Below are 20,440 nucleotides of genomic sequence, written 5' to 3'. Positions count from 1 at the left end.
TACCGCCCTTTTGACGCTTGGGAGCGTATCTTATTCCGCCGGCTGCAGGACCGGGGCTACCGGATCGCCGGTCAGCTCACCGGCCATCGCCTTGTCCAGCATGTCCTTGTCCAGCTCGTTTTCCCAGCGTGCGACGACAATGGTCGCAACCGCGTTGCCGACGAGGTTGGTCAGGGCGCGGCATTCCGACATAAAGCGGTCGATGCCGAGGATGAGCGCCATGCCGGCGACCGGGACGGAGGGAACAACCGATAGCGTTGCAGCCAGCGTGATGAAGCCTGCACCGGTGATGCCGGCTGCACCCTTGGAACTCAGCATGGCCACGAGCAGAAGCAGGATCTGATCACCAAGTGACAGGTCGATTCCCGTCGCCTGAGCGATGAAGAGCGCTGCCAGCGTCATGTAGATGTTGGTGCCGTCGAGGTTGAACGAGTAACCGGTCGGGATGACCAGGCCGACAACCGAGCGCTTGCAGCCTGCACGTTCCATCTTCTGCATCAGGCCGGGAAGCGCTGCTTCCGACGACGAGGTGCCGAGAACGAGCAGCAGTTCCTCTTTGATGTAGCGGATCAGCGAGAAGATCGAGAAGCCGTTATACTTCGCCACGGCGCCCAACACCACGATCACGAACAGAAGTGCGGTGATGTAGAATGTCAGGATCAGGTAGGCGAGGTTGGCGACCGAGCCGATGCCGTATTTGCCGATGGTAAATGCCATCGCGCCGAAGGCACCGATCGGAGCGGCCTTCATCAGGATCGCGACCAGACGGAAGATCGGGGCAGTGAGCGAGATCAGGAAGTCGGTGACCGGCTTGCCCTTTTCGCCGACCATGCCGAGCGAAATACCGAACAGGACCGAGAAGAACAGGACCTGGAGAATGTCACCCTGGGCAAACGCGCCAACGATGGTTTCCGGGATGATGTTCATCAGGAAGCCGGTGATCGTCGTCTCATGCGCCTTGGTTGCGTAGGTCGCCACGGCCTTGCCGTCCAGCGTGGACGGATCGATGTTCATTCCGGCACCTGGGTGCAGCAGGTTGCCGACAATCAGGCCGACGATCAGTGCGAGCGTCGAGAAGGTCAGGAAGTAGAGCATCGCCTTGCCGGCGACCCGGCCAACCTTCTTCAGGTCGGACATGCCGGCGATGCCGGTTGCCACAGTGAGGAAGATCACGGGAGCGATGATCATCTTAACCAGCCGGATGAAGGCGTCGCCAAGCGGCTTCAGGCTGGCGCCGAATTCAGGCCAGAAGTGGCCGATCAGCATGCCCGCGATGATCGCGACGATAACCTGGAAATACAGGTGGCGATAGAATGGCAGTGCCGCCGGCTTGCCGGCTGCGGGTGTCGAGATATCCATAAAGTCCTCCAGTCGCCCCGCTCTAGGTTCCCACCCGGGGCATGTTCTTAGAATCGAACTTGAGGCGAGCAAGGGACGTGCCAGATCCGCACGGATCGACTAAGTTATTGAATTAACTTGACGGCGCTATCCTAACCCGGAGTCACGCAAAACGATTTGTGCGAACTACCGCACCCATCCTTGATGTTTGTGCGAAATCATGCTCATAGGGGCGATGTCCTACACAAACGATCCTCAGCCTGCTGAGCACCTGGTTCGGAAATTTCGGCTGGCCTGGATCGTGTTTGGCGTCGCTGCGATCAGCATCGTGGTCGCCGCAGGGTTTGCGGTCGAGCGCTACGGCCGTGCATCAGCTTTAACGCGACTGGAAGCGCAGGCTCGAACGGATGCGGACTTGAAGGTTGCTCTCCTGCAGGCCGTCCTCGAGCGACCGCGGGCGCTACCGTTGCTTCTGGCCGGTGACCGCGAGGTCCGCGACGCTTTGGTCGACTTGAGCGCCGATGCGGCTATTGCGAAGAGAGAGGCACTGGATGCCAAACTCGAAGACCTGGTCGTTAAGACCAATGCCAGCGTGATCTATGTCGTTGGCCCGGACGGGATTGCGATCTCGTCGAGCAATTGGCGGGAGCCAACAAGCTTCGTCGGCAACGACTATACGTTCCGTGCCTATTTCACGCGGGCGATGCAGGAGGGGGCGGCTGAACATTTCGCACTGGGAAGCGTCAGCAAACGGCCCGGTCTCTACATCTCGCAACGCGTCGGTCCGGCCGAAGCGCCGCTCGGCGTGGTCGTTGCAAAGATGGAGTTCGATCAGCTGGAAGCGGACTGGCGCAACTCGCAGCGCCCTTCGTTTGTTGTTGATTCCAGCAACGTCGTACTGATCACCAGCCTCCCATCCTGGCGGTTCATGACGACCGAGCCGCTTGATCCGGACGATCTCGGCGCCATTCGCCAAAGTCTGCAATTCGGCGATGCGCCGCTTCTTCCCCTGCCATTCATCCGCCAGCAGCCGGTCGGAGACAACGCGCGGACGCTGCAGGCTATTCTTCCGGGAGGCGCGGGAGCAGAAGACTTCCTGGAGATCACGACCCCGATCCCGTCGACCCCCTGGCGCTTCGAATATCTTCTGCCAATTTCCAAGGCGCTGTCCGACGCGCTTCGCGAAACACGGCTGATGGCGATCCTGGCCGTAACGACACTATTCGCGCTGGCAGCCTTCCTGCTGCGACGTCGGCAGGTGACCGAGATGGCGATTGCACAGCAGAGGCTTGCGCGGGAAGATCTCGAAAATCGGGTTGCGGCGCGCACGATCGATCTCAGTCTGGCGCGTGACAGGCTGGAGGCGGAGATCACGGATCACAAGCAGACCGAAAGCCGGCTGCAATCCGTCCAGCAGGATCTGGTGCAGGCCAACAGGCTTGCCATCCTCGGTCAGGTTGCAGCCGGTGTCGCCCACGAGATCAACCAGCCTGTCGCGACGATCCGCGCCTATGCGGACAATTCCAAGGTACTGCTCGAACGGGGCAGTGCCGAGACTGCGGTCGAAAATCTGGATCACATCGCGTCTCTCACGGAACGGATCGGTGCGATTACGGATGATCTGAAGGCACTTGCGCGCAAAGGTCGACCGGCTCCGGAACCGGTCCTGCTGCAGGAAGTCTTCGACGGTGCGACCATGCTGGTTCGCAGCCGCTTCACCGGACGAATGGATACGCTGAAGATCACGCCGCCGCCAAGCGGGCTGGTCGTGATGGGGAGCCGGTTGCGGCTGGAACAGGTGTTTATCAATCTGTTCCAGAATGCGCTAGAGGCTGTTGAGGGCCGGCCGGATGCGTTGATCCAAGTGACGACGGATGTGTCTCCCGATCGGGTGCTGGTGCATGTCTGCGATAACGGTCCCGGCATCGCGCCGCAGATTCTCGAGGCCCTGTTCGAGCCCTTCAACTCGTCGAAGGAAAAAGGGCTGGGGCTCGGCCTCGTCATCTCCAAAGACATCGTCACCGATTACGGCGGGCGCATCGAGGTCGAGAGCCGCGATGGACGGACCTGCTTTACAATATCGCTCGTGAGAGCTGATGAGGAAAACGATCATGACAGAGCCTGACATGGGCGCGGTGCCGGTCATTCTGATAGACGACGACGCCGATCTCCTGCGCGCCACAGGCCAGACGCTGGAGCTTGCCGGTTTCGAGCCGATCGCGTTCACCTCGGCCACGGACGCCCTGTCTAAAATTTCCGCAGACTTCCCGGGCATCGTCGTCTCCGACATTCGAATGCCGGGGCTCGATGGTCTCGAACTTTACGACCGCCTCCGCAGTCTGGACGAAGAGCTGCCGGTCATTCTGATGACCGGCCACGGCGATATTCCAATGGCTGTGAAGGCCATCCAAAGCGGCGTCTACGACTTCCTTGCCAAGCCGTTTGCGACGGACAGGCTTGTGCAATGCGTCCGGCGCGCTGCTGAAAAGCGACGTCTGACACTGGAAAACCGCCGGCTGCGCGCAGCAGCTCAAAGTTCCAGCCAGGAATCCCCGTTGATCGGCCAGACACCCGTCATGCAGCGACTACGCAACATGCTTCGCCAGATCGCCGATACCGATATCGATGTCCTCGTCACCGGCGAGACCGGAAGCGGCAAGGAAATCGTTGCCGGTCTTCTGCATGGATGGAGCCGCCGTGCCGCCGGGAACTTCGTGGCGCTCAATTGCGGCGCCTTGCCGCAGCAGGTGATCGAAAGCGAGCTGTTCGGTCACGAACCGGGCGCCTTCACCGGCGCGCAAAAAAAGCGCATCGGTCGCATCGAGCACTCGAGCGGCGGCACGCTTTTTCTCGATGAGATCGAGAGCATGCCGATGTCTGCGCAGGTGCAGATGCTGCGCGTGCTGGAGATGCGCGAGGTGATGCCGCTCGGGACAAACGAAGTGCGTCCCGTGGATCTGCGGATCATCGCCGCGTCCAAGGTGGATCTGGGCGATCAGGCTCAGCGCGAGACGTTTCGGGAGGACCTCTATTTCCGGTTGAACGTCGTCACGATCGCCATTCCGCCCCTGCGGGAGCGGCGGGACGATATTCCCCTGTTATTCAGCTATTTCGCGGACCGTGCCGCAACCCGCTTCAATCGGGAAGCGCCCTCGATCACGCCAACAATCGGCCAATACCTGCGCGACCATCACTGGCCCGGCAACGTCCGCGAGTTGTCCCATTTTGCCGAGCGTGTGGTTCTTGGGCTCGATCCGACAAGCTCTCCCGCTCGGCAATCAGCCGATCCGGAAACGGGTTCGCTGCCCCAGCGGCTGGAGCGATACGAAGCCGAGATCATTCGTGAAACGCTGACGGCGTGCGATGGCGATGTGCAGCAGACGATTGCAGCGCTCGGCATTCCCCGCAAGACCTTCTACGACAAGCTGCAGCGGCACGGCATCGTCAGAAGCGAATTCGCGGACAAGCGCCTTTCCTGAACTTGTTCGCGGCTCCGCGTTTGCGTGCGACGCCGATCAGCGGCGCGCGTATCGCGCATAGGCAAGGTCGGTTGCATCGATGTCGGGCGTTTTGCCGCTGACGAGATCGCTGATCACCCGCGCCGAGCCACAGCTCATCGTCCAGCCCAGCGTTCCGTGCCCGGTATTGAGGTAGAGACCGTCGATCTTGGTTGCTCCGATCACCGGCGTGCCATCCGGAGTCATCGGACGAAGACCCGACCAGAACGACGCCTTGGTGATATCGCCGCCGGGGAAAAGGTCGGTCACGGAATGTTCGAGCGTGCGCCTGCGCGGCGCACCGAGATCGTTCGTATAGCCGGAAATTTCGGCCATGCCGCCCACCCGGATGCGGTCGCCCAGCCGCGTGATGGCGATCTTGTAGGTCTCATCCATGATCGTTGATTCCGGCGCGCGGCTGGCATCCTTGATCGGGATGGTCAGGGAATAGCCCTTGACCGGATAGACCGGCAGATCGATGCCGTGCTCTTTCACGATCAGTGGCGAGTAGCTGCCGAGAGCAACCACCACCGCATCACCGCGTAGCGTTTCGCGGTCCGTCACGACACCCCTGACCTTGCCGCCTTCGACATCGAGCCGTTTGATGGTCGTACCATAGGCAAACCGGACGCCGAGCGCTTCGGCCTTGGCGGCGAGAAGATTAGTGAACTTGAAGCAGTCGCCGGTCTCGTCCTTGGGTGTCAAAAGTCCGCCGACGATCTTTTCGCGCACATGGGCGAGCGCCGGTTCTACCCGGATACAGCCTTCGGGATCGAGCACTTCATAGGGAATGCCATCGGCCGCGAGCGCCTTGACGTCCTTTGCGGAGGCGTCGAGCTGCTGCTGTGTGCGAAACAGCTGCAGCGTTCCCTGCATGCGCGCGTCGTAATCAATCCCGGTTTCATCCCGGACATCTGCAAGGCAGATCCGGCTGTAATCGGAAAGTCGCAGCATCCGGCTTTTGTTGATCGCGTAGCGCTCCGAGGTGCAGTTCGACAGCATCTTGAACATCCACGACAGCATGGCGCGATCAAGCTTCGGGCGCAGGATCAGCGGCGCGTGCTCCATGAAGATCCACTTGAGTGCCTTTCGCGGAATGCCCGGTGCCGCCCAGGGAGAGCAGTAACCGAACGAGACTTCGCCGGCATTGGCGAAACTTGTTTCGAGCGCAGGGCCTGTCTGGCGATCGACAACGACGACCTCGTGGCCGGCCTTGGCCAGTTGATAGGCGGTGGTCGTGCCGATGACGCCGGCGCCGAGTACGATGACTTTCATGGCATTCCCCTAGACGTCTTGCAGCTGAACTTGGCGGTATAGTCTTTGGTAACGGTGCCCTAGGCCCGTGAGTATCTCATAGGATATCGTTCCGGCGGCCTCGGCAATCTCTTCCAGCGTCTGGTGTTCCCCGACCACCTCGACGAGACTGCCGAGTGTCAAAGTATCCTTTGGCAGCGCGCTGACATCGATGATGATGCTGTCCATGGAAACCCGCCCGACGATCGGCAGTCGTACGCCAGCGTGATACACCGCACCCGTGCCGCTGAGGGCACGGGGCAGGCCGTCCGCATATCCGGCTGCGATCGTTGCCAGATGCATCTCTCGGTCAGCAATATGCGATCCGCCATAGCCGATCCGGGTTCCGGTCGGCACGGTACGTGTCTGAACCACGGCGACATCGAGTCTGACGACCGGCTCCATCGGGTTTGGAGAGCCGGGGGTCGGGTTGCCGCCGTAAAGCGCAATGCCGGGCCGCGCCAGCGTGTGGTGGAAATCGCCACCCAGAAAGATGCCGCCGGAATTGGCGAGGCAAATCCGAATTCCCGGAAACAGACGAGAAAGTCTTTCAAATTCCGCCAGCTGCTCGCCGTTCATAAGGTTTGCGCCTTCGTCGGCGCATGCGAGATGGCTCATGACGAACTGGAATTCCAAGCCGGCATGCTCGTCCATTTCCCGGGACAGGATGCTGCATTCTTCCGGCGACAAACCGAGACGGGACATGCCGCTGTCGACCTGCAGAGCTGCGGGCAGCGACCGGCCAGACTGCCGCGCGAGCTCAGACCAGCGGCGCAACTGAGGCAAAGAGTTCAGGACCGGGATGATGCCATCAGCCGCACAACGCTCCTCATTGCCCGGCTGCAACCCGTTCAAGACATAGAGACGTGCATCGGCAGGGAGAGTATCCTTGAGCCGGATGGCCTCGACGAACTGGGCCACGAAAAAGTCCCGACAACCAGCATCGGCAAGCTTTCTCGAAACAACCGTCGCACCAAGACCATAGGCATCAGCCTTTACGACCGCTGCGCAACGGGCTGGCAGAAGCATGTCGACGAGCGTTTCGTAGTTGCGCCGGAGGGCACCCAGATCGATTGTCAGGTATCCCGATGCACCCTCGGCAACGAACTGTACTCCGGCGTCACCAAACGAGGACGAAATATCCATGCTGCTGCCCTCCCTGTGAGAGCAGATTATTTGAATATTCGGTGAGTTTGGTGCTATTTGATGACAGGATGTGCGACGAACACCGGTATTCTGGTGAATTCTGTCGTGTTTTGAAAGAATATGCATGGAAGCGATAGATGCGATCGACCGCAACCTTCTCCGGCTCCTACGTCTGAACGGGCGGATCAGCAATGCGGCACTGGCCGCGGAAGTCGGGTTGTCTGCCTCCGCGTGTCTCAGGCGCGTCAAGCTCCTGGAAGAAGCTGGCGTCATCCGCGGGTATACGGCGCTGATCGACAATGGCCAGATCGAGAGCGCCATCGCCGTGATTATCAACATCACGCTGGAGCGGCAGACCGAGGATTACCTCAACCGGTTCGAAGCTGCTGTGAGGAAACATCCGGAAATTCAGGAATGCTTCCTGATGACCGGCGGCTCGGATTATATCTTGAGGGTTGAAGTTGCGAGCGCCGGCGCGTTCGAGCGTATCCACAAGGAAATCCTGTCGGCACTTCCCGGGGTTTTGCGGATCCATTCCAGCTTTTCAATCCGAAACGTGCTTGCCTCACGTTCGAAAAACCGTCGTTAGAAGATCGCTCCCGACAGTTCACCTTCGCGAATTGAGGCCGGTTTCGAGGTTGCATATTCCCGTTGCAAGCTCGATAAAATTGCAATAACGTGATCGTCAGTCACAAGCATTTTACGCATAGCATCCAAAAATTCTGACCTTTGAATTTGGCGTCCTCTTAACTCAGCGGGCGAACGATGATGCATGACGATCAGCAGTACACTCACGAAGACAATTCCAGACAGATCTTCCAGGAGCTGAAATTCCGCTCTTTGACGGTGAAAAACCGTCTTTTCCGATCGAATGTCTCGGGGCAGTTCGACGATTACAACGGTCACGGCGGCTCTGCGCGTCTGAATTGGGAGGAGAAATTTGCCCGCGGCGGGGTCGGCTGTATCATCTCGTCCTTCACGCCGGTTTCCGTGCGTGGGAGAATCCTCGTGCGCTACGCGATGATCGACAATGACGACAAAATTCCGTTCTGGAGGGCGGTCGGCGAACGGGTTCACGCCCACGACTGTCGGTTCTTGATGCAGCTCAGTCATTCGGGCCGCCAGCAGGACATGGGCGGTGCTGAAAACCTCTACAAAAGGGGACTGAGCTCAACGAACAAAAGCGATTACTTTCACGGCCTGCTCGCCGAAGCGATGAGCAGGGAGGATATTCGCACTGTCGTCGAGCAGTTTGCCCAGGGCGCGCGCCGGGCCAAAGAGGCCGGTCTCGACGGTGTCGAGCTGCATGGCGCCAACGGCTATCTCATCACGCAGTTTCTCAGCAGCGGCATCAATGACCGCACCGACGAATATGGCGGCGACTGGGAAGGGCGGGCGCGGTTCGTGCTGGAGATCGTTCGCGCCATTCGCCGCGAGGTCGGTCAGGACTTTCACCTGCAGATGAAGATCAACGGGGTCGATCACAACGACTGGCTCTATCCCTGGATCAGGAAGGGCAATACGCTCGACGAGACGGTCAAGATCTGTACCCTCCTCCTGGATGGCGGCAAGGGTGTCGATGCCTTCCATATTTCCAGCGGGTCGACCTTCCCGCACCCCCGCAACCCGCCGGGTGATCTGCCCCTGAACGACCTGCGGCGCTGGTATGACGGCATGCTTTCGCAAGGCACAAGGGCGCGTTTCAACTATTCGATCTTTTCGAATCCGGTCCTGGGACCTGCATTTGTGGCCTGGTGGCGTTTCCGGCGGGGGAAAGTCATCGAAGGCATCAACCTCGATTATGCCCGCGCTGTCACGGAAGCGGTCCGGGGCATCGATCAAAGCGTCAAGGTTCTCTGTACGGGCGGTTTTCAGCATGCCGATGTGATCGGCGAGGCGATCCGCAGCGGCGCCTGCGATGCCGTCAGCATGGCAAGACCGTTGATTGCCAACAATGATTTGCCGAAGATCCTCAAGACCCAGAATGGCCCGGACAAAGGCCGCGAGTGCACCTATTGCAACAAGTGTCTTCTCAATGATCTGGAGAACCCTCTCGGCTGCTACGAGGTAAAACGGTATCCCGGGGCAACGTTTGAGGCCCGGCATCAGCACATGATCGACGAGGTCATGTCGGTGTTTACGCCGCCGGCTTTTGCGGGAAGCGTTGTGGCGACACCACCTCAGGTGGTGGAGGCGGAGCCATGAGTGATCTCAACGATCCGCTGACCCCGGTCGAGATCGTCCTCGGGAGCAAGCGGAAAATCGTCGTGGTGATCGCAGTGCTTGTGCTCGCAGCGATCGTCTACTGGCTCGTTTTCGTCAACCAGTATGTCGTCGCGTTCCGAAACCAGGAAGATCATTTCCTCTACGGCTCGATTGGCAGCGAGGCATCGACCGGGCCACCCTACTGGGTCTTCAAGGCGCTGCCGGTGATGTATGCCGACAAGCTTGGGCCGGCCGGATGGGGTCATTTCGGCATGCTTTACGAGAAGCCGGGCGACGACCTGCCGATCGGCGTCTCCAGGCGCATCGTGTCCGGAGTCGATCGCGTCTGGCTGAACTGCTCGGTTTGTCATGTCGGAACCTACACGCTTCCGAACCAGACGGAGCGGCATCTGGTCTACGGTGCACCTTCAAACAATTTGCGGCTTCAGGAATTCATTCTCTTCTTCATCGACCTCGGGTCGGATCCCGGGTTTACCGCCGACCGGCTGATCGCCGCGATCAACAGTCCAGAAGTCGGCGGTCATCTCAATGCGTTCGAGCAGGTGGTGTATCGCTATGTGATCTTTCCGCGCCTCCAGGCGGCATTCGCAGATCTCGGCAAACGGCTGACATTCGTTGCGCGGCAGGAGAAATGGGGACCCGGGCGGGTGGATACATTCAACCCCTATAAAAGCCTGCAGTTCAACTTTCCGATGGACGCTGCATCGATCAGTGATGCAGCGCTGAACGGAAGCTCCGATTATCCGTCGATCTGGCAGCAACGCCCGCGGGAGGGAATGAACCTTCACTGGGACGGCAATAACAATTCGGTTGCCGAGCGCAACCTGAGCGCAGCACTCGGCGCAGGTGTGACACCGGTAACGGTGGATCGATCGTCGATCCGCCGCATCGAACAATGGATGTGGGATCTTCCCGCGCCACAGTTTCCGGCAAAGGTAGATGTCGACGCTGCCGAGCGCGGCAGGGAGGTGTTCTCGGATACCTGCGCCGGTTGCCATGGCATGAAGACAGGCGGAACCTATTCCTACAATACCGATCATTTCAAGCGGCTCGGACGGACGGTCGCGCTGGCCGATATCGGGACGGATCGTGGCCGCTGGGCCTCCTACACACCGGATTTTGCGGCCGCACAGAACCAGCTCTATGCGGGCTATCCGTGGCGTTTCAAGCGGTTCCACAAGACCAACGGCTATGCGAACCATCCCCTCGACGGGATCTGGGCCCGCTCACCCTATCTGCACAATGGGTCAATACCGACGCTGCGCGATCTGCTCGAACCCTCGTCGCAGCGGCCGGCGCGGTGGTATCGCGGCAGTGAGGTGCTCGACCTGGCACGGGTCGGATATCGATCCGACGATGCGGCACCGGGCGATCAGCTGTTTCTCTATGACACCTCAAAAACCGGTAATTCCAACCGCGGACACGAGGGCAAAGCTTACGGCACGGAGCTTTCCGGAGCCGATAAGGATGCCCTCGTCGAATACATGAAGACGCTATGATCAGGACCCGCTCGCTCAGCACCTGGAAGGCCCGTCACGCCATCGTCGTATGGATCGGCGTGATCCTGAACCTGTGTTTCGTGCTGCCGCTGATCTTCTGCCCGGAATGGCTGCTTTCCCTGTTCGGCATCGTCGTCAACCAGGTGATCTGGGCGCAGTTCGCGGGCCTCCTGCTAGGTATTCTCTCCGTTTTCTATATTCCCGCGTCGATCGATATCGACCGCTACCGGCTATTTGCCTGGCTGCAGGTCTTTCCATCGCGCACAGCCGGCGTCGTGTTCTTCCTGCTTGCCGTGACGGTGTTCGACCAGCCGATCGGCTATATCACCGGTGTCCTTCTCGATGGTTCGGTGGCGATCCCGACGCTGATCTGCCTCCTCAACATCAGCCGCCTTGAACAGGAACTCGCCGACGGGGGCCGCCCATGAGGGCGCGCAAAACCCGGCTGTTCTGGAAAGGGCTTCTGGCGCTGCTGGTCGTCGTCGTGGCGGGTGCGCTTTCCGTTTATCTTCTTCTTTTCCGCCCGGTTGCCGCCCCTCGTACGGAGGATCTCGCCCGGCTTTTCAATCACGGCTCGATCGGCAATGAAGAGGTTCAGGGCCTGCCCTACTGGATCTGGCGCGTGCTGCCGCAGCTCTTTCCGGAGCATGTGCCGAACGGCAAGGATGGCTACGGTGCCTTCGGCATGTACTGGCGTGCCGGAGACAAGGTGCCAATCGGCTTTTCGGTGACGACACTGGGTGTCATCGATCGCGTCTCGCCCAACTGTGCCTTCTGCCACCAGGGCAGCTACCGGCTTAAACCCGATGAGCCTCGCGTGCTGGTCTCGGCCGGTGCCGGAACGCGCGTTGATCCGCAGGCCTATATCCGCTTCCTGATCAAGGTCGGTGCCGATGCCCGCTTCACCGCGGACCGGGTGATGCGGGAAATCACCACGATCTACGACATGCCGCTCTATGAGAGGTTGCTCTACCGTTTCGTTCTGATCCCGGCAACGCGCAAGGCATTTCAGGATCAGGCGCGGCGGTTCGCTTGGCAGGACACTCGACCCGACTGGGGCCCGGGCCGCATCGATCCTTTCAACCCCGTCAAATTCCAGAACCTCGAGCTCCCGGACGACGGCACGATCGGCAATTCCGACATGATGCCGCTGTGGAACATGAGCGAGCTTGCCCCGACGAACATTCGCAACTTCTCGCTTCATTGGGACGGGTTGCAAACGGATGTGCGCGAAACCGCGGTATCGGGCGCCATCGGCGATGGCATGAGTTCCAAAACCGTTCTGCGGACCCAAGAAAACCTCGACCGGATGATCGCCTTCACCTCGGTGCAGCGGCCGCCGCCTTCGCCGTTCAAGAGTAGTCGTGAGACGGACGATCCCCTTCGGGTTGACGCCTCCGCCGTCGATGCGGGGCAGGGGGTCTACCAGGCGCAGTGTGCCGTTTGCCATGACACGAACGGTGCGCGCTACCGATCTCCGATCCCGATTGTCGAACTCGGAACGGATCGGCATCGCATCGACATGTGGAGCCCCGCGGCGAAATCCCGATATGCCGATTACGAGACTGGCTACCGGTGGGGGTTCACGCATTTCCAGAAGGCGGAAGGCTACGTGGCAGTCGATATGGCGGGCCTGTGGTTGCGCGGGCCATATCTCCACAATGGCAGCGTTCCGACGCTTGCCGATCTCCTCAAATCGCCGGAACAGAGGCCGAAGCAGTTTTATCGCGGCTCCGATCTCGTCGACACGGTGAACGGGGGTTTCGTCAGCGCCGAGCGACCGGAAACGGGCGGGTTTCTCTATGACACGAGCCTGCCGGGCAACGGCAATGGCGGCCATCTCTGGGGCACGGACCTGCCGCAGGCCGAAAAGGACAATTTGCTCGCCTATCTGAAGACACTTTGAAAAAGGGGAGGGGGACGCATGCACGGTTGGACCAAGAAAGCGAAGCGTTTCCTCTTCTGGCTGGTCACGACCGCTGCCGCTTTGGTGGTGATCGTTCTGTTCGTGGCCGGCTTCGTCGTCTGGTCGCTCATCCAGCCGCCATCCGATCAGTTCGGCAAGGTCGAGGACGAGGCCAAGTTTGCGCGGCGCGACGTTTCCAGTCTGCCAGCCGCAACCGAGCCCTATTTCGCCGAGATGGACAAGGGTCTCCTCAAGGGGATTGAGGGAGGGGAGTACCCGCAGGAAATCCGCCAGATTGCAGGCGCGACGGGGCTTGACCCCGAGGCGATCCGACAGGCGGCAATCCGCGGTCAGAATGCCTGGATTGTCTGGACCGGCGGCAATGATCGCTTCTGGGATTTTGCCGCGCGCAACACGATCGGAGCATTTGATCTTCTGAAGACGGTTTCCTCGCATCCGAGCCAGGCCTATGGCCGCGACAATCGCTTTCGGTATCTCGGGCTCGTCAATGAGCCGGGCTTCGATGAGGCGACGGGACCGGACCCGAAACACTTCGGATTGTGGCTCGACCAGCGCCGGACTGACACGCCTCCCGATCCGTTCGGCGGCAATCCGGACGCGGACAGGCGATACCCAGGCGTGGAAGTGGGTGCGCGGGGTAAACCGGTTGAGTTTGAAGCCCGGGAGGTGACCCTGCCGGTCGGCTCCTATTACGGGGAACCGACCGGCGTCATGGGGCTGCGCCTGTTTCCCAACCCGGATTTCGACTTGAAGGCCTCGAAAAAGTGGGACCCCGACCGCTACTATAACGACCCTTCCTACTACAACGACAAGGATCTGGTGCGTCCGTACCGCGTCGGCATGTCCTGCGCGTTCTGCCATGTCGGACCGAACCCGATCACGCCGCCGGCGGATGTGGAAAGGCCGCAGTTTTCGCAGATCACCTCGAACCCGGGAGCGCAGTACTTCTGGGTGGACCGGATCTTCTTCTGGAACACGCAACCGCGCGGCGAGGACGATAAGCCGACCTCCAACGAAGGCAATTTCCTTTTCCAGCTGTTCCACACCAATCCGCCGGGCTCGCTGGATACGTCGCTCGTTTCGAGCGATTACATCAACAACCCTCGCACGATGAATGCGGTCTATGAGACAGTAGCGCGCCTTGGAATTGCATCCGGTACGGGCTGGGAAAATTTGACCGGCGACGAGCTGGCGAACAAGCAGTTTCAGGATTACTCGCAGACGGCGGCACTGCATGCCTTCTTCAACAAGCGGGATGGCAAGTCTGCTTCGATGCGGGTGCTGAAGGATGGGTCTGACTCCGTCGGCACGCTTGGGGCGCTCAACCGTGTTTACTTGAACATCGGGCTGTTCAGCGAAGAGTGGCTTCTGCACTTCCGCCCCTTCCTGGGTGGCCAGAAGATATCGCCAATCCGCGTTCCGGATGCACAAAAGAACTCCGTCTATTGGCAGGCGACCGAGACGATGACGGCCGACATGGCGATCTTTTTTCTCGTCACCGGTCGCTCCGATCTCCTCAAGGACGCGCCGGGCGGAAAGGAGCTGCTGGCCGCGCTGGATCAGCAGCAGGTAGCCCGTGGTCGTGATGTCTTCGCTGAAAACTGCGCGGCGTGCCATTCGAGCAAACAACCCAAGGCTCCGGCCGAATTCGGCGTTGGCGAGGGCATCTGCGAGGGCGGCGGCGCGGGGCCGCAGTACCGCGAATGCTGGGACCGCTACTGGGCATGGGCACAATCGGCGCAGTTCAAACAATTGATGCGTGCGCAGGCCGAGAAACCGGACTTTCTCGTCGACAACTATCTGTCAAATGAACGAAGGGTGCCGATCGATCTGGTGCGCACCAATGCGTGCAGTGCCATCGCCACCAATGGCCTGGCCGGCGATATCTGGGATAACTTCACCTCGTCGACATACAAAACCCTGCCTGCACCGAAGGAAGTGACGGTGCACCATCCGGTTTCGGGTGCAGCAACGCCGATGCAATCACCTGGTAACGGACGCGGCTATTTGCGACCGCCTTCGCTGATCAGCATCTGGTCGACGGCGCCCTATCTCCTCAACAATTCCGTCGGGCACGAGATCCCCTATTCCTATCCGCGTTATGGCAAGGATACGGAAAGCGGGCCTGTTGGGACGTCTGGTACGCAGGCAAACTCCGGCAACGGAAACTACCCACGATCTCCCAGCGCCTGCCCGGCTGCGGATCCCAAAGACCCCTACATGCCCTGTATCGAAAACCGGCTTTCGGCCTTCGACACGTCGATCCGGCAGATGCTTTCACCGGAAACGCGGCGGATGGACAAAGCGACCGAAGAGGCCGTGCCAGGCTATATCTATCGTACCAGCGCCCCTTCCTGCCTGATCATCCCAAAAGGCTTCGTGCCGGATCAGATCCGCCCCTTTAGCGGCTTGCTCAGCCGCATTGCGCCCTGGGCGTTCAAGGATGACGGATCGATTGCACTCGGGCCCTTCCCGTCGGGATTTCCGGTCAATGCGCTGGTCAATACCAAGCTTTTGCCGGATCATGACGAAGATGCCTGGCCCGTTTACAAGCGGCTGATCACCAATGGTCCCGGCCTGGTTTCGGCCTTCGCAGAGCTGGGAGGGCAATGTTCTGCGCAGGAACTGGCCGACCCGGCGGTGCGGAGCCATTCCGAGACGGTCGTGCGCGAGACCGGCCTGATCGATCGGCTCGTGACCCTCAGCAAGTGCCCCGATTACGTCGTCAATGCGGGACATGCCTTCGGCTCGGATCTGTCGCAGGCGGACAAGGACGCATTGATTTCATTTCTGAAGCAGCTTTGACATGGCAGGGAGCGAAGCGACCCACGACTACATCGTGATTGGCGCCGGTGCGGGTGGGGCGGTCGTGGCTGCGCGGCTTGTGGAGGCGGGGTGCACCGTTCTGGTGATCGAAGCTGGTGGTGATCCGCTCGCCGAACGGCCTTACAGCGATGCGGTTGCAAATGACGACCCCGATATGCCTCTGGCCGATGCTTATAAAGTGCCGGCGTTCCATGCCTTCGCGTCCGAACACGAGGGTTTGGCGCGTGATTACTATGTCAGGCATTATGAGGATACGGCCGTGCAGAAACGCGACTGGCGGTACTGCGATGAAAAGGGCGGAATTCTCTATCCCCGTGCACAGGGGCTGGGTGGCTGCAGTGCCCATCATGCGATGATCATCGTCAAACCGAATGCCTGCGACTGGAACCATATCCGCGACCTCACAGGCGACGAGAGCTGGCGGGCTGCGCATATGCAGACCTATTTCGAACGGATCGAACGCTGCCGCTACCGCATCTTTTTCTGGCGCTGGCTTTCCTTCTTCACTGGTCTCAATCCGACCGGACACGGCTGGTGGGGCTGGATGCAAACGGAACTGGTTTTTCCGCTGAGACCAATCCGCGACCGCCTGCTGTTGAGCTCGCTTCTGCACTGTGTGCGCGCGGCAGCTGATGCCTTCGGTCATTCCGGGACGCAATGGGAGACGGCGGAAACCGATCCGAATGCGCACCGGGTCTGGAACCCCTTTGCAAGCGGCATCCGCATCGCGCCCCTTTCCACCCGCAGGCATGTGCGGCATGGGCCGCGCGAACGGTTGCTCGACGTCAAGGCAAGGTATCCCGACAGGCTCGATATCCGGCTGAGAACATCGGTGGCGCGCATTGCGATTGAGGATAGGCGCGCCGTGGGCGTCCACGCGATCGATGCGAATGGTAACGAACTCTTCGTTGAGGCGCGGCGAGAGGTCATCCTCGCAGCCGGCGCTTTCGCATCGCCGAAGATCCTGATGCTGTCGGGAATTGGCGATGCCGCTCATCTCGCTCGTTACGAGATCGCCGTCGTCGAAGATCTGCCGGGCGTTGGCCGCAATCTGCAGGACCGATATGAGATCGGCGTCGTCAGCCGCATGAACAAGCCCTGGGCGACGCTTAAAAACGCAGCCTATTCGATCCGTGACGCGGAATACCGCAAGTGGCGGCGCTTTCGTCTTGGCAACTACACAAGCAACGGCCTGTTGTTTTCCATGGCGCTCAAATCGCGCGACAGCCTGAACGAGCCTGATCTCCACTGCTTTTCGCTGCTGGGTGATTTCCGCGGCTACTACAAAGGCTATTCGCAGCGGATCAGAAAGAAAGACTATCTGAGCTGGGTCGTGCTGAAGGCCTATACGGAAAACCGAGCCGGTACGGTGAGGCTGCGATCTTCGGACTGGCGGACAGACCCGGACATTCAGTTCCATTCGTTTGCCGAAGGCAGGGGTGATTACCGTCGCGATCTCGATGCGATGGTAAAGGGCGTCCGTTTCGTGCGCAAAGTGGCCGAAGGGATGGACGACCTCGTTGCCGAAGAGGAAGAGCCCGGCCGCTGGCGCGACAGCGACGAAGCACTGCGCAACTACGTGGCCGAAAACGCATGGGGTCACCACGCCTGCGGGACCTGCGCCATCGGGCCGCGGGACAGCGGCGGCGTGACGGACAGCCGGTTCAAGGTGCATGGCGTCGATGGGTTGCGGATCGTGGATGCGTCGGTCTTTCCCCGCATTCCCGGCTATTTCCTCGCCTGCGCGGTCTACATGATCGCCGAGAAGGCGGCCGACGTTTTGCTTTCGCCACCACAGGGGGAGATGGCGTGATGACGCAGGTTCAAGCACGCGGCCGGTCTCTCGTTCGGCAAGCCTATCCTTGGCTGAACGACAGGGTTGCGGATTTCGTTCGCGGCTGGCGACGTCTGGATGCGTGGGCCAACCGGCCGCTTCCGACGAGGCGACGCGCCTACTGGAAACTGCTCGCCCCGGACCGTTATCCCTGGTACGCGCCGGCGCTGTTTCTGGTGCTGACCGTCATGCTGGCGCTTGGCCCCACCATGGAAACCGATTGGCCGAACCTCATTCTGCTGGTGATCGGACTTGTGCTTTTTCTGGGTCTCAACGCTCTTGCCGAGCGTCGCCAAGTCGCCAACAACTATCTGCTGACCGGGCAACTGACATGTCTGGTTGCGATGCTGGCATTGCTGTTGTGGAGTTCTCTGCCCGAGGTCTACGGGGAGATGGTCGCCGCACCCCGACTGCACGTGGGCGTGGCCGTCGTTCTTGCGATGACCGTCGCGCTTGCTGCTGCATTCGGTTTTGCCGCAGCGCTATTCAGGTCGACAGCCGATGGAGGATTGGCCGATGCCCTGCCAGAGGTGGAGCTGTTTCTTCCCAAGGATCGCTACAGTTTCGTGGGGGGCGGGGCGAAAGCTGCCTTCTTTTCCGCCTTGGCAATCGCTCCGGTTCGCTATCCGGTAGAACTCCTTCTGCCCGGGTCGCTGCTGACCCTGTTCGTCCCCGACCATCTTCTTGCCCTGACTTTCCTTTTCGTCGGCGGGATCATGTGGATCTTGCTTTTCCTCGGCATTCTCTTCGAGCGGCTGATGGAAATCCTGAAGACGCTGGGCCGGATGTTTTTCATCGGTCCGCAGCGCGTGATTTCCATTCTCGTCATTGCCGTCGCCGGGGCACGGCTCGCGGAAATACATTTCATCACGTACCTCTTTAATGGCGGCAGCACGGGTTATGGCAACCCGGTCCTGATGCTTTACATCCTGCTTTCTTATGCGTGCGCTTGGTATTACGGTTTCTGGACCGACCAGTTCGTTGCCCGCAGGCTCATGCGCATGCTCACACTCAAGCCCGACTGGCGCACCGCCATATCGGTCGGTTATCCCTACCACGGTGATCCGACACTCAGCCGCGTCGAAAGCGAAGGTCGCACGATCAGTTTGCATGGCGCCGGCCGCTTGAAGCTGCGGGGTCACTACGAAGACGGGTATGCCGGCGGCGGCGCGGCTCTTCAGTTCATGACGCCCGCGGAGCTGATCGGTCAATTCCGGCGCCAGATAGAGCTTCGCTCACGCGACATGATAAAGGCAGACGATCTGCTGGCGAGCCTGCGCAATTTCGAGCGGGCGGCGGTGATCTATCCGGTCATCGTCGGAACGTTGGCCTTTGGCCTGATTGTCGGGCCGATTGTCCTGACGTTCTATTACGCGGTGCAACCGCCGGAGCTCACAGTCCATGCCGAGGGTGGGGGCGGTCGCGATGCTCTCGCGTTCATGAAGAACCAGGATTATGAAAATGGCGACTGCTCACCTCTGAAAGCGGGCATGCCTCGCATCGCCATCGCGGCTTCCGGAGGTGGTACACGCGCTGCGATCTATACCGCCTCGTTGCTGAGGGGCTTGGCGGAGGCGGGACATGTCTGCGACGTGGTGATGGCGAGCGGCGTTTCCGGCGGGAGCGCTGCGCTTGCGTATTTTGGCTTGCACGAGGCGGAACTGCGCTCCCGCGGTGGCGTCGGCTTCATGGCGTGGGAGCGCTATTCGCGGGAAATGGCGCATCCTTATATTGAAGATGTCATCAATCGCGCCAGCGACCTGCGGATCACATTCGGTCGCTTTCAGTGGAGACGTTTTACATGCGGCGAGCCGGCGGTGCCGGATGGTTCTGTGAGCGGCCTTGCACCAGCCCGCTCTAAACTCGGCCATATCCTGGCGGAATCCTTCGTCTGCCGAATGGGGGCGGGAAAGATGGGCGACGTCTCGTTTGGATTGATGCTGAATTCGTCGATCGTCGGATCCTATCCCGATCCTGGAAATCCGTGCCGCCGAGGCGACGGGTATTCGCTTCCGGAACAGGCCAGCCGGTGCCAGGGGTTGCTGGATGGCGCGGGCGCGGGCGGGCGGCTTGTGCTGACCAACATCGGATCGACCCATACGATGCAGGCAAATACGTCGCCCGGGATGGAAATCGTCACCATCGACGAACCCGACGTCTCTGTGTCACGGGCCGCAGCATTGAGCGCCAATTTCCCCCCTGTGTTTCCGGATGCCGCCGTGGATATCATGCCGAGCAGCGGCACGGCCAAACGCTATTGGGTGACGGACGGCGGGACGGTCGAGAATCGCGGTACAGTGACCATGTATCGTGCCTTGCGCGATGCGGCGAGACGAGAACCCAAATCTTGCGGGTGCGGCAATTCGCCAAGGTTCGCCCCGCTCCACGTCATCGTCGCGGATGTTTCCGCTCTCGCGGGGCCCTATAGCGAAAGTTTCGGTTTCGACTCTGTGCTTGGAGCCGGTGGACAGCTCGGGCTCGGCATGGAAGCGGAACTGCGCGCCGACCTCAAAACGCTCTACGAAACGACCCACTGCAGCAAGATCTACTTTCATGACATCGTGATACCGCCGGTTTTTTCGAGCAATGGAGGCATCGGAACGCACTGGCTGCTGCCGGGCTCGATGACGTTTCGCGATCCCAACCATTCGGGCGAACAGGTTACGCTCCATGCCGAGGACGTCGAAAAACTCGTGTTGTCTCTGCACAGCAGCCGGGCCTTCAGCTATCAGGACAACGGGGGCGTCAAGAGGGTCTTGGGTTGGGCGCAGGATGGTCCCGGTAACCGGCATCGTGCCAATTGGGTCAGGCTGCTCGACATGTTGAACGGAAAGCTGCCGCCTCAACTCTGACC

13 protein-coding genes are annotated in these 20,440 nt (G+C 60.4%); 10 read left to right on the top strand and 3 right to left on the bottom strand.

What is annotated here, in order from left to right:
- Window positions 1-30: 30 nt before the first annotated feature.
- Window positions 31-1,359 carry a dicarboxylate/amino acid:cation symporter gene (locus tag ACQY1J_RS03480; protein WP_062458822.1) on the bottom strand — a complete coding sequence of 443 codons (1,329 nt, stop codon included), beginning with the start codon at window positions 1,357-1,359 and terminating at the stop codon, window positions 31-33.
- A gap of 214 nt (window positions 1,360-1,573) precedes the next feature.
- Here ACQY1J_RS03480 and ACQY1J_RS03475 point away from each other — a divergent pair, with 214 nt between their 5' ends.
- Together ACQY1J_RS03475 and ACQY1J_RS03470 are read left to right on the top strand one after the other, a co-directional pair.
- Complete coding sequence (locus ACQY1J_RS03475) at window positions 1,574-3,463, top strand: sensor histidine kinase (protein WP_430249389.1); 1,890 nt, start codon at window positions 1,574-1,576, stop codon at window positions 3,461-3,463.
- Window positions 3,450-4,817 (top strand): sigma-54-dependent transcriptional regulator, encoded by a 1,368-nt coding sequence (locus tag ACQY1J_RS03470; RefSeq protein ID WP_430249387.1) that lies wholly within the window; start codon window positions 3,450-3,452, stop codon window positions 4,815-4,817. Before ACQY1J_RS03475 ends, ACQY1J_RS03470 begins: the two co-directional genes overlap by 14 nt.
- Window positions 4,818-4,853: 36 nt before the next feature.
- Here ACQY1J_RS03470 and ACQY1J_RS03465 read toward each other — a convergent pair whose 3' ends face one another.
- Window positions 4,854-6,110 carry a D-amino acid dehydrogenase gene (locus tag ACQY1J_RS03465; RefSeq protein WP_430249386.1) on the bottom strand — a complete coding sequence of 419 codons (1,257 nt, stop codon included), beginning with the start codon at window positions 6,108-6,110 and terminating at the stop codon, window positions 4,854-4,856.
- A 9-nt stretch (window positions 6,111-6,119) separates the two neighbouring features.
- Window positions 6,120-7,274, bottom strand: coding sequence for an alanine racemase (alr, locus tag ACQY1J_RS03460; protein ID WP_430250015.1), 1,155 nt, complete (start codon window positions 7,272-7,274; stop codon window positions 6,120-6,122).
- Window positions 7,275-7,398: 124 nt separating this feature from the next.
- Between alr and ACQY1J_RS03455 the strand changes: the two genes are divergently transcribed.
- The 8 genes from ACQY1J_RS03455 to ACQY1J_RS03420 all read left to right on the top strand — a co-directional run bounded on the left by ACQY1J_RS03455 (window position 7,399) and on the right by ACQY1J_RS03420 (window position 20,438).
- Complete coding sequence (locus ACQY1J_RS03455) at window positions 7,399-7,863, top strand: Lrp/AsnC family transcriptional regulator (RefSeq protein WP_062458837.1); 465 nt, start codon at window positions 7,399-7,401, stop codon at window positions 7,861-7,863.
- 179 nt (window positions 7,864-8,042) lie between these two features.
- Complete coding sequence (locus tag ACQY1J_RS03450; RefSeq protein ID WP_430250013.1) at window positions 8,043-9,479, top strand: NADH:flavin oxidoreductase; 1,437 nt, start codon at window positions 8,043-8,045, stop codon at window positions 9,477-9,479.
- The gene (locus ACQY1J_RS03445; RefSeq protein ID WP_430249385.1) at window positions 9,476-10,999 is read left to right on the top strand and encodes a cytochrome c; all 1,524 of its coding nucleotides are present in this window, start codon (window positions 9,476-9,478) and stop codon (window positions 10,997-10,999) included. Before ACQY1J_RS03450 ends, ACQY1J_RS03445 begins: the two co-directional genes overlap by 4 nt.
- Window positions 10,996-11,427, top strand: a complete 432-nt coding sequence (locus ACQY1J_RS03440; RefSeq protein WP_174197484.1) for a hypothetical protein — start codon at window positions 10,996-10,998, stop codon at window positions 11,425-11,427. The genes ACQY1J_RS03445 and ACQY1J_RS03440 overlap by 4 nt, the downstream gene beginning before the upstream one ends.
- A complete protein-coding gene (locus ACQY1J_RS03435) occupies window positions 11,424-12,905 on the top strand; it encodes a cytochrome c (RefSeq protein WP_430249384.1) in 1,482 nt (493 codons plus the stop codon). The genes ACQY1J_RS03440 and ACQY1J_RS03435 overlap by 4 nt, the downstream gene beginning before the upstream one ends.
- An 18-nt stretch (window positions 12,906-12,923) precedes the next feature.
- On the top strand, window positions 12,924-15,731 hold the full coding sequence (locus ACQY1J_RS03430; RefSeq protein WP_430249383.1) for a c-type cytochrome: 2,808 nt from the start codon (window positions 12,924-12,926) through the stop codon (window positions 15,729-15,731).
- 1 nt (window position 15,732) lies between these two features.
- Entirely contained in the window at window positions 15,733-17,565 is a 1,833-nt protein-coding gene (locus tag ACQY1J_RS03425; RefSeq protein WP_430249382.1) for a GMC family oxidoreductase, read from the top strand.
- Window positions 17,565-20,438 (top strand): hypothetical protein, encoded by a 2,874-nt coding sequence (locus tag ACQY1J_RS03420; protein ID WP_430249381.1) that lies wholly within the window; start codon window positions 17,565-17,567, stop codon window positions 20,436-20,438. The genes ACQY1J_RS03425 and ACQY1J_RS03420 overlap by 1 nt, the downstream gene beginning before the upstream one ends.
- The last annotated feature ends 2 nt before the right edge of the window (window positions 20,439-20,440 follow it).

It is taken from the genome of Neorhizobium sp. DAR64860/K0K1 (assembly GCF_050500205.1).
GTDB classification, from domain to species: domain Bacteria; phylum Pseudomonadota; class Alphaproteobacteria; order Rhizobiales; family Rhizobiaceae; genus Neorhizobium; species Neorhizobium soli.
Note: the sequence above shows the minus strand (reverse complement) of the source record. Positions and strands in the feature narration are given on the sequence as shown.